This window comes from Anabaenopsis sp. NIES-4685 (assembly GCF_059725405.1).
Map to the genome: position 1 here is coordinate 1,120,108 of NZ_AP043602.1, position 11,542 is coordinate 1,131,649.

Consider the following 11,542-nt stretch of genomic DNA (forward strand, 5'->3'; position numbering starts at 1 on the left):
CGCCACTGTGCCTCCACGTGAGACAAATCTCATGAACAAACAACAGTCCTTACAAACAGTCCTAAATAATACCTTTACAAACCTGAAACAAGTATTAGATAACCACCAACCCCAGATAAAAACTTGTGAAATTGGCATAGTTAAATCCGTATATCAAGGAATTGCCAAGGTATCGGGTTTATCCAGCGTCAAAGCCGATGAACTATTACGCTTTTCGGGGGATGTATTAGGAATTGCTTTTAACTTAGATGCTACGGAAATTGGTGTTGTATTATTAGGTAATAGTACACACATAGCTGCCGGACAAGAGGTACAACGCACTCACAGAGTTTTAGATGTACCTGTCGGCGAAACACTTTTGGGACGTGTACTAGATGTTACAGGCAAATCCCTGGATAATCAAGGTAAAATTAAGTATACAGAACGTCTTCCTGTGGAAAGACAAGCCGCAGCAATTATGGATCGTGCCCCCGTAACAGTACCTTTACAGACAGGTATAAAAGTGATTGATGCTTTGGTGCCTATTGGTAGGGGACAACGAGAGTTAATTGTAGGCGATCGCCAAATTGGTAAAACTGCGATCGCCACAGACACTATAATCAATCAAAAGCACAAAAATGTCATTTGCATTTACTGCGCCATTGGTAAACGAGCCTCAGCCGTAGCCAAGGTAATAGCCGACCTACGCAACCATAACGCCATGGAATATAGCATTGTCGTAGTAGCATCTGGGGAAGATCCGCCGGGATTACAATATATCACCCCCTACGCCGCCACAACAATTGCTGAGTACTTCATGGAACAAGGCCGAGATGTATTAATTGTCTACGATGATTTAACCCATCACGCCTGGGCGTATCGGGAACTCTCACTGTTATTACGCCGCCCCCTGGGAGAGAAGCCTATCCTGGTGACATTTTCTACATTCACTCCCGACTATTAGAACGTGCTACCCACCTGCGAGAAGAACTTGGGGGTGGTTCACTCACTGCATTACCAATTGTGGAAACCCAAGCGCAGAACATTTCTGCATATATTCCCACTAACTTAATTTCTATCACCGATGGACAGATTTATTTATCTCCCGACTTGTTTCAAAAAGGTATTTTACCCGCAGTGGATGTAGGTAAGTCAGTTTCCAGAGTCGGTGGAAAAACCCAGTTACCAGCCTATAGCGCTGTAGCTGGAGATTTACGGCTGTCTTACTCACAATTTCAGGAAGTCGAGGTTTTTGCTCGCTTTGGTACACAGTTAGATGAAGAAACCCGCCACACCTTGGAACGGGGGAGACGTGTGCGAGAAATATTCAAGCAGTCCCAGTATCAACCCTTACCTGTAGAAGAACAGATTGCTGTCTTGTTAGCTGTAACTGAGGGTATTTTTGACGACATCCCACTAGATAAAATTGAGGAAGCGGCTAGAGCAGTTCGCCAAAAAGTTACAGAACAATTACCCCAAGTGAGCGATCGCATTCAAGGAGGTGAAAAGCTCAGAGATGAAGATAAAAACGCTTTGTTAAATCTAGTCCAACAGGCCATAGCTTTTTTGCACCCCCACCAGTCCGAGGAATCAGAAAATGCCCACAATTGAATCATTATTAGCTCAAATTGGTACTGTTCAAGATTTACAGTCTGTAGTCAAAACCATGAAAGCCCTCGCCGCTGTCAATATCAGACAATATCAAACAGCTGTAGAATCCTTAGCTGACTATAACCGCACCATCGAGATGGGATTACAAATTGTCCTCAAACAGCGATATTTTTGTCAACAACGGGGTATATTAGCATCTGCAACCACCAGCAAATCATCTCATAATTCTATAGCTGTAATTATATTTGGCTCAGACCAAGGCCTGTGCGGTCAATTTAATGAGCGAATAGTATCTTATGCTGTGCAACAACTCAATGAGTTACAGCCACACAGCATCAAAATTGCCGCTGTGGGAACGCAGTTAATCTACCCCTTAGAAGCATTAGAAAAAAGCATCACAGACCAATTTTCTCTACCTAATTCTCTGAGCCAAATCACTTCTATCGTGCAGGAAATGTTGCTGACCATCGAACAATGGCAAACACAGCAACAACTCCAGCAGATTATTTTGTTTTACAACAAATCTCTTTCTGGTGCATCCTATCGCCCCACGAGTTTACAGCTTTTACCTGTTGACCCCCATTGGTTGCACAATTTAGAAACCAAACTTTGGCCTACTCCAGTATTACCAACCTTTACAATGGATGAAAATCAATTATTTTCCGCATTAGTCCGCGAATATTTATTTATATCTTTATACCGTGCCTTTGCTGAATCTTTAGCCAGTGAAAACGCCAGTCGCCTTTCTTCAATGCAAGCTGCACAAAAGAATATCGCCGAACGGTTATCAGACCTTAATGCTGAGTATCGCCGCCAACGTCAAAGTTCTATTACTGCTGAACTCCTCGATATAGTCTCAGGTTTTGAGGCTTTAACTGGATCACAGGTTAAATAGGAAATATGACAACTTACAAAATAACCCTCAAAGTCCGCACCAAAAACGCCCACTTATCTGCTGCTTCTTCAATCATCTTCTGTGTGGGTTTACCCGTCCCATGTCCGGCTTTCGTCTCAATTCTGATTAACACTGGTGCACCACTAGCTTGACTAGCTTGCAAAGTTGCGGCAAATTTGAAACTATGAGCAGGAACAACGCGGTCATCATGGTCTGCTGTGGTAATTAAAGTTGCAGGGTAAACCGTCCCTGGTTTGAGGTTATGTAGTGGCGAATAACTATATATTGTTTGAAATTCCTCTGGGTTATCTGGTGAACCATATTCACTAGTCCAAGCCCAGCCAATGGTAAATTTATGAAATCGCAACATATCCATTACCCCCACCGCTGGTAAAGCTGCACCAAACAACTCAGGACGCTGAGTCATACAAGCACCCACCAGTAACCCGCCATTACTAGCACCGGCGATCGCTAATTTCCCAGTTTGTGTATAACTGTTATCAATCAACCACTCCGCCGCCGCAATAAAATCATCAAAGGTATTTTGCTTTTTCGCCCTCATTCCCGCCTCGTGCCATTCTTCGCCATACTCACCACCACCGCGTATATTTGGCAGAGCATAAACACCACCCATCTCCATCCATACCAATATGCTCACAGAAAAATCAGGAGTCATTGAGACATTAAAACCGCCGTAAGCGTAGAGATAAGTGGGATTATTACCATCTAATTTAATGTCTTTTTTATGAGTAATAAACATTGGTACTTTAGTACCATCCTTACTACTGTAGAATACTTGTTTAGTTTCATAATCCTCTGGATGAAAATCTATTTGTGGCTGACGGAAAACCTCACTTTTACCCGTCGCCATGTTGTAGCGATAAATCGTTTCTGGTACAGTGAAGCTGGTAAAACTATAAAAAGTTTCAGTATCATTGCGCTTGCCACTAAAACCACCTGCTGAACCAACTCCAGGTAATTCTACCTCACGCACTAATGTGCCATTCAGATCAAAAATTTTAATTTGAGTACGTGCATCTTGGAGGTAGTGAACAACAAATTGATTATTGATAATTTTCGCACTTTCCAAAGTTGCGGCAGATTCAGGGATAATTTCTTGCCAACTTTCTTGAGCAGGGTTTTCGGTATCAATAGCAATTAATCTGCCCCGTGGAGCCTTGAAATCTGTACGAAAATAAAAGACGCTCTCATCATTTTCAATAAAACTATAATTAGCTTCAAACTGGTTAATTAGTTCTACAACTTCGGCATGGGTGTTATTTAAATCCTTGTAGAAAACTAAATTTCTCACATCAGTTCCCAGCCAAACATAAATAATTAAATAATTGCCATCTTCAGTTACTTCAGCACTAAAACCCCATTCCTTTTGGTCGTCACGATGGTAAATTAAAACATCTTCAGATTGGGTAGTACCTAGTTGATGATAATAAAGCTTTTCATAATAATTCACATCTTCTAATTTAGTTTTTGCATTTGGTTCATCGTAACAACAGTAGAAAAAACCTTGGTTATCCTTTGTCCAGGATGCACCAGAAAATTTAATCCACTTCAGATGATCTGAGAGGGTTTCGCCTGTTTCCACATCACAAACTTTCCACTCTTGCCAATCTGAACCAGATATAGATATACCATAAGCTACAAGTTGACCATTCTCACTAATGGCTAATCTTGAAAGGGCAATAGTACCATCGCTTGAGAGTTTGTTAGGGTCCAGTAAAACTCTAGGTTCACCATCAAGGCTTTTTAGGGTGTAGAGGACGCTTTGATTTTGCAGTCCATCGTTTCTGACATAAAAGTAGTTATTACCTTTTTTACATGGTGTACCATACTTTTCATAATCCCAAAGTTTAGTCAGGCGTTGTTTAATTTTCTCCCTAGCAGGAATTTCTCTTAAGTAATTAAAAGTAACTTGATTTTCAGCCGCAATCCATCTGCGGGTTTCTGCTGAGTCTGGTTCTTCTAACCAACGGTAAGGATCTGTAACTAAAGTCCCATGGTAGTTATCAACTTGATCACTTTTGTTGCTGATTGGGTAAGACATAAGCAATCAAAACTTAAAAAAAATGGTAAATTTATATAAAACATAAAACGAAAGTTATCAGATATCCTCTTCCTAAGCCGCTACACCCCTAAGGGTTAGTAGGAGAGGATATTAACAAAAGATCCCAAATCAGCTAAACCGCCGTCCCTAAAATCTATTTCACTCAGAGTGGTAATCTCTAAAATTTTGTCTTGTGGACAGGTTTTATCTGGAACTAAATCAGCGGGAATATTTAACTCGGCTAACCCTACCTGATGATTCTGGTCAATATCACTCATATCTGTGTTTTCTTGAGCATCCCCCAATAACACCGGGGTACAAGCACTATTTTCTGTGTCCTTTTGACAGTTATCCGAGAGTTCAGTTAAGCTGGTTATGATGTCTGTAAGCTTTATAATACCAGGATTATTAGCACAATCATCTGTATTGGAGTCTAATTTATCCTCTGTTGTCGCTTCTTCTACATATACAAGCTGGTGAAAGTCCTCAGACTGTAATAACTCCAGTTGTTCCAAGTTCAACAGGGCTATTAATTGCTCACTAGTTGCAATCTCCGTTTCTCTACCTTGGAGAACTAGTTCTTGGGCTTGTTTGATTTCGGTAACGACAATTTTGGCTAGGGTGAGATAGCTATTGTCAGGGTTAGCGATCGCATTCGCCGCTGCTTGACATAATCTACACCAGTGAGGAAAATTTTGCCTCCGGCCAATTTCTACCAACTGCTGACAACATTGCTGGAGATGTAGCCGAGATTCGGGTGTTTTGTTTTTCTTAAACAGTTGCAACATTTCCCGCACTTTTTGTAACACCTGCGGGTGAAATTCATCCCCATAGTCCTTAGCTACCGTGCCTAAGAACGAATGTTGTTTTGAAAATCCTCCAGACGGGGGTGATTGTTTGGATGTAGTTTCGCTGTATTCTTGCACATAAGGAATATCCACCCACGCTATCACCTCAGTCAGTCGGCTGACAATATCCTCCGCGGTTATTTCTACTTCTGTTCGAGTGTTTTCCTTTGCCAGTCTAGTACTGTTTTGTTTGAGAAGCAATTCCAGATGCTCATACAGCCCTTGAAATTCCGCAGCACTTTCTGATACCCGAGTATTAAGCGTCTCTTCTGATAGAGCCTGGGAACTACCACATAAATCTTCTAATAGTACCTTTAAGGTATTACATACATTGAGAAATAAAGATGTTAACTTTTCGTCAACCTGAACCGGATGTTCTTGAAGAACTTTAAAACAATCTTCTAGACGGTGGGATGTATGTTCAATACTAATTAGCCCTAGCATACCCGCCCTTCCTGTGAGCCAATGAGCGGCCTGGGAAATTTCGTTGACCATTTCCGGGTTATTCAAGGTATTTCGGATATCCAGTAACCCCTGCTCAATTGTATTCACATGGTCTCTAGCTTCTTCTATGAAGTAACCTAAAACTGGCTGTTGTTCCCGCAGCATAATAAAAGTTCTGAGTGCTGATTGGTTTTTGCTGATTTAGTTGGATTCTAGGATTACCACTAGGATGTTTGGTGAAACTACCCGGCGTTTTACCCAATTTCATCCTACCTAGCTTTAGGGCCAGAGAGTAAATAAGTTCAGTGGAGACGCTACTCATCTCGTCTATTATACACAGCGAGGCAAATCCAATCCCCTTGGACTTGGGCGATGGCACCCCCAGGAAATGGATCGGTTTGTGAACGGTTTGGTGCTATAATTAACGCTGTTAATTTTTCAATGTGTTCAAAACTCGGAGGCTCACTGAGAATATTTTGTAATATTTGTCTCATGACGCGACGTTGCAGCGCTAATGGTGCTTTCTGTAATACCCGCCGATTCAACCTTAAATCAGTCCAATTTCCTTCATTACTTCTGCGGTGCGCATCTAGACCCCCTATAGCTTCTTCCCTTAACTTGTCAGCTGCTTGCTCTAAGTATTCCACTTCCCCTTGTAATAGTTCTGCTGTTTGGGCTAAGGCGAATTCTACTTTGGGATTGAAATTTGCTTGTAAATATGGGATTAATTCTTGGCGAATGCGGTTGCGGGCATATTTGACATCTTGATTAGTGATATCTTCCCAGACGGGGAGATGAAAGTCTTGACAAAATTTCTCTGTTTGTTGGCGAGTAATTTCTAAAAGCGGACGAATTAGTAAAACATCTGCTGTGAGTGGTCTTTGCCAAGTAAGTGCTTGTAACCCATCAGCACCTGTGCCGCGAATTAAGTTGTAAAGCAGAGTTTCTGCGCGATCGCTGGCGGTGTGTCCTGTAACAATATACTGGTAACTATTTCCTTGGGCGATGGCAGTTAAAGCTTGATACCGCCAATTACGAGCCGCCGCTTCACTCTTTAAAGGTTCCCTCGCGGTGGCTAAATAAAAGCATATACCCCAACTTCTAGCTAATTTTTCCACATGATGGGCATTAGCTTCAGAATCGCTACGCCAGCGATGATCACAGTGGGCGATCCCTAAATCCCATTCACCCTTGGGTTGTAAATCTGACAGTAACTTGATTAAACACAGAGAATCTTGCCCACCAGAAACCGCTACTAATAGCCTCTGATGACGCTCAAATAAGTGGCGCGAGCGAATCGTACGATGTATTTTTGCGTGTAGGGCAGTCCATACCATTTGATCTTCTGTTTTACCTCCTCCCTTAGCGGGAGGAGTTAGGGGATAATTAAAAAAACCAACCGTAAGAATGCAAACCTTTACCTAAAAGATTCACACCCAAATAGCAAATCCAGACGACCACAAAACCACTGGCGGCTAAAATGGCCGGGCGACGACCTTGCCAACCGCGAGTAATGCGGGCGTGGAGATAGGCCGCAAAAACTAACCAGGTAATTAACGCCCAGGTTTCTTTGGGATCCCAACTCCAGTAAGACCCCCAAGCTTCGTTAGCCCACACCGCACCGGCAATAATACCAATGGTAATCAGAGGAAATCCTAGTCCAATGACGCGATAGCTCATATTGTCTAAGGTTTCAGCTAGGCTCAGGCGCTGTGGTGATAGTAGTTCCCCAGCAGTTACTACCTTGGCAGACTCAGTAACCGTGACTAAATTTAAAACCGCCGTATGACCGTTGCCATTGTTGTTATTTTCAAAGGGAGCAAAGCCATTACTTTCTACCGGCGGTGTCCCCGCTTGGGAAGTTAGCTCCCCTGCTTTATACAAGCGGTAGCCGTTACTGCGATAACCGCCATTACCTACAGAACTGCCTTGTAGTTGAATATTTTCACCGCGAGTCACTATGAGAAAGGCGATCGCTAGTAGTGATCCTACCATCAAAGCGGCATAACTCAACATCATTACACTGACGTGCATCATCAGCCAGTTGGACTTGAGAGCAGGTACTAAAGGTTCTGCTGATTGCATTTCTGATGGTAAGGTGAGAGCAGCAAAAGCAGTAATCCCCATTGCTACCGGGGCAGTAACAACTCCTACTAAGCGGCTGTGACTAGTGTTCTCCGCAAACAGATGCACTGCGGTAATACCCCACACCAAGAAAAATAGCGATTCATACAAATTACTGAGGGGAAAATACCCCGCTTCTATCCATCGCGCCCCTAGCAGGGTGGCTATACACAAATTGGCGATCGCCATACCCCCAGTCCCCAAAGTAGCAAGTGCGGGCAGATTGGGAAATGCAGCACCTCCCCAATACACCAGCATTGTGAGAAATAATACAGCAAAACTGGCATTGTCCAACCAGTTCTGGAGTTCAACCAGATTCATAAAGTGTTCTCCCCAGTTGATTCCTTAAAATAATCATTCTGACTGTTCTGATCCTATCGGCTTAGGAGACTCATTGGACATGCTTTTTAGTCCCCCTTGGTGCATTAAACCCTTGCTACCCATACTGCCAGCAAATCACCCTTGAGACTACCTAGCCGGTACCTTTTGTCTCACCTTTTTTCAGTATTATAAAAATTTCATAGCGCATACTGCGATCATCGCTGACAGCAGATGTTACGCCAATTGATTGTGTGGCATCTAGAAAAGTTTGTTGCTGAGGAAATACAGTGTTTAATGTGAAGTTTTGTACACTCCTTTCCATATCCAAGAAAAATCTTCCATTGGGATGGAGTTGTACAGGAACCGTTTCTTGAAATGTCGCACTACTAGCTAGTGTTTGATCAGGTTTAGGCATAATTTTATCTGTGATGGGAGCCCCCACTACCAAAAAAGCAATATCGTCATCTAACCACCCATGGGTAGCAGTTAAAGTATTAAAGGGTGTAATCCAGTTAATAACCGGTTTACCTGCAACTGTACTCGGTTGAATCTGGAACTGATATTGGTTTTGCATCACCTCATCCAGCTTTTTCAAAGATGCTTCAGCTGACTTACGCAGGCTTTTCCCGTTAGAGGCATCTCTTGCTTGTACCATGAGTAACAACCCAGCTCGGAAATCCTGAGAATAATCTTCATTTGAGCTATTGGGAATCACCGAAACAGAAAACTCACCTCGCATCCAACTGAGAAAATCTTTATCTAAATCTAATCCGGTAAGTGACTTGACACCACCTCGCAATTGTTCCGGTGATATGGGCGCAAGAGGGTTTTTTTGTGATATTAAAACGTAGTCTGCCCACAAACTTTGTAAGTTTCTGTGAGACAGCATCATTAATGTGTCCGCAGGTAACCGGTTTTGCATGGTTTCGGCGGTCTTCTCCACTTTTAGCACACGCTGACTCTGAGAATTTCGCCACGAAATACCCCTGATCCTTATTCCTGCAGGTTCCAAAGTCAGAGACCCGGCTAAACCTTGGTTATTTTGCAGTTGAGTTAAAACTTGAGCAGGTAAAGGACTGTTGGGAGCAACAGCAGCTAGTCTGGCGGCTATTGGTACATTCAGATAAAACTGAGCAAAGGGGCGATGATCAGAAATTTTCCGCAAATTATCCCTAAAACCCTCTACTGTTGCTAGGGATGCTTTACCTTGATATGTATCAATGGCTCGTTCTGTGGCTTGGGGATCATCAGTGATGACTAGAAACCTTTGATCTACTAATGCGGCTGAAAGCTTTTCCCCAGATTGACTATCAGTTTGTCTAATGGTAATTCCTTGATAAGTATGCTCAGTCCATTTACCTTGTTTCAGGGTTTTGGGTTCTGCCAAGATGCTGTTGGCTGCTTCTAGGTTTTTGACCGGTAATACCATCACCATGGACTGTTGGGCTATAGCACCATCGCTATGCTTGTTTAAAGGTTTGATCCCTGGTTGAATTTTTGGGGGCGAGAGAATTGCTAGGGTGACTTGATCGCCTACCCAAGGGGCGATGTCTTTCTGGAACTCATAACCATTCTCACTCAAAAAGCGATCGCGCAACTGCACTAAATTTTTAGTGATTTCTGCTTGGGTTTCTTTTGTTCCCAACTCCTGTAATTGTTGCCATTGTTTGGGATCTGTGGTTAAAGAAACCGTAAACAGGGCATCTTGAGGGATAATATTTACACCCACTGGCAAGCCTCTAGAAGATGTTTGCCTCTGGCTTAAAAACCAGTATGCTGCACTTCCCACACCAATTAACAATCCAGCAGCCAATAGTGTCAGCAGCACAGATGGTTTCTTAGTATTCTTTTTAATCACAGATACAATAGGCAGCGTCATCGAAACCTATACCTCATCCTTTGCTAAATTGAGTAGACAAGTTTTTTGGGATGTTTCCTAGAAGGGAAATCAGTCATCCTCCTAGCACTTTGAAAGTATAGCTAACTTGAAAAAGCTGCAAGCTATCAGTATCCTCAGATGCACCGTAGTCACACAAATTATATTGATTTTGTATCCAATAATACTAACTTCCCGGCTCTAGCCCATTTGGGTAAATCAGTGTTGAACTGCCCAAATACTTGGTTAAACAAGGCGAAAAAACTTCATATATTAAAGTCAGGGGTCGTCCATGATGCCAAAACAAGTAATGACGGCCCCAAAAAGACCAGATACCCCAAAACCTGACTCTAGTGCGGCTGAATTACCATAGTAAATTCCCTGTATATCACGGTATAACTCTGTACGAATACGAGCAAGACTCGCCCAGATAGGTAGTGAACGATTTTGCAAAAATTCATCCACATGACTAGCTTCCCACCATGACGTAGCATAACCCAATCGTTGACCCGATGCAGTACGTAACCATACCTGTCGCCGCAGTCGTGGCCCCGGCACAGCTTGAATTAATTCCGGCGCTTCATCTGGGTTCATGCCAATCAAAGACATATCAATCACATCCACTTCTGTCGGTTCTCCCGTCAGTAATTGTAAATGTCTTGTGGGCGATCCGTCACCTAAAAGTAACAATTGCCACGCTGGTGCTAACTGTGAGTGTGGCAAACTTTTTTGGATCACCTCTTCCCCACCTTGCCAAATTGGAGTGAGGGGATGCCATGCTATTGGCAATGTTGAATTGTTCTTCCCTGTAAAAATTGCAGTCAATGTTCTTTACAAAAGTTCACCTACTTCTATAAAAGCACAAAAATTATGCTTGCAACAGTGAGTTGAAAACTACAGAGACAATTTTCTACCAAATAAAAAATGCGGATGGCGAGACTCGAACTCGCAAGGCAAAGCCACACGCACCTCAAGCGTGCGCGTATACCAATTCCGCCACATCCGCGCTGTTTGTACAGAAATAAACTATAGCACAAAAAAAATAAAGATAGTGAGAAAATAGTTAAATTTAGTAAAAGTCACCCAAAAATTAAGTGGAAGTAGACACAAATCCTGGGAAGGAGGATATATGACCGACAAATCTAGTGGCTTGATGAGTGAAGTACCAACTGCCCTCACAAAAGCCGAAGAGAATCCAAACTGGCAGATGCACAAGTAGTAGTAGTAAGTCAAGCTGTCAGAATCATCCTCGTTACCGCACTATGGAAATAGAAAGACAAGCCATCAATATTGAGAGAGTAGAAAAAGATTGGCTATTTTTGTCTATCTCAAAACTCAAAGGTTGGTCAAAAGTTCCTAGAATCAATCCTGTCATCATTTGA

The 11,542-nt window shown here is 42.6% G+C and carries 6 protein-coding genes, 1 tRNA gene and 2 pseudogenes; 2 read left to right on the forward strand and 7 right to left on the reverse strand.

What is annotated here, in order from left to right:
• Positions 1-31: 31 nt before the first annotated feature.
• Both AC6IZ0_RS04785 and AC6IZ0_RS04790 read left to right on the forward strand, forming a co-directional pair.
• A pseudogene (locus AC6IZ0_RS04785) lies at positions 32-1,590 on the forward strand (alternate F1F0 ATPase, F1 subunit alpha).
• Positions 1,577-2,485 (forward strand): F0F1 ATP synthase subunit gamma, encoded by a 909-nt coding sequence (locus AC6IZ0_RS04790; protein WP_497725269.1) that lies wholly within the window; start codon positions 1,577-1,579, stop codon positions 2,483-2,485. Before AC6IZ0_RS04785 ends, AC6IZ0_RS04790 begins: the two are co-directional and overlap by 14 nt.
• 13 nt (positions 2,486-2,498) lie before the next feature.
• On the opposite strand, the gene AC6IZ0_RS04795 is transcribed toward AC6IZ0_RS04790, so the two are convergent.
• The 7 genes and pseudogenes from AC6IZ0_RS04795 to AC6IZ0_RS04825 all read right to left on the reverse strand — a co-directional run bounded on the left by AC6IZ0_RS04795 (position 2,499) and on the right by AC6IZ0_RS04825 (position 11,166).
• The gene (locus AC6IZ0_RS04795; RefSeq protein WP_497725270.1) at positions 2,499-4,547 is read right to left on the reverse strand and encodes a prolyl oligopeptidase family serine peptidase; all 2,049 of its coding nucleotides are present in this window, start codon (positions 4,545-4,547) and stop codon (positions 2,499-2,501) included.
• A 95-nt stretch (positions 4,548-4,642) separates the two neighbouring features.
• A complete protein-coding gene (locus AC6IZ0_RS04800; protein WP_497725271.1) occupies positions 4,643-6,004 on the reverse strand; it encodes an Hpt domain-containing protein in 1,362 nt (453 codons plus the stop codon).
• A gap of 149 nt (positions 6,005-6,153) precedes the next feature.
• Positions 6,154-7,176, reverse strand: coding sequence for a tRNA lysidine(34) synthetase TilS (gene tilS / locus AC6IZ0_RS04805; protein ID WP_497725272.1), 1,023 nt, complete (start codon positions 7,174-7,176; stop codon positions 6,154-6,156).
• Between the two features lie 49 nt (positions 7,177-7,225).
• Complete coding sequence (gene ccsB / locus AC6IZ0_RS04810) at positions 7,226-8,284, reverse strand: c-type cytochrome biogenesis protein CcsB (protein ID WP_497725273.1); 1,059 nt, start codon at positions 8,282-8,284, stop codon at positions 7,226-7,228.
• A gap of 151 nt (positions 8,285-8,435) precedes the next feature.
• Positions 8,436-10,163 carry a DUF3352 domain-containing protein gene (locus tag AC6IZ0_RS04815; RefSeq protein WP_497725274.1) on the reverse strand — a complete coding sequence of 576 codons (1,728 nt, stop codon included), beginning with the start codon at positions 10,161-10,163 and terminating at the stop codon, positions 8,436-8,438.
• Positions 10,164-10,347: 184 nt separating this feature from the next.
• Positions 10,348-10,985 (reverse strand): annotated as a pseudogene (locus tag AC6IZ0_RS04820) (chorismate lyase).
• A 100-nt stretch (positions 10,986-11,085) separates the two neighbouring features.
• Positions 11,086-11,166: transfer RNA gene (locus AC6IZ0_RS04825), tRNA-Leu, on the reverse strand.
• Positions 11,167-11,542 lie beyond the last annotated feature (376 nt).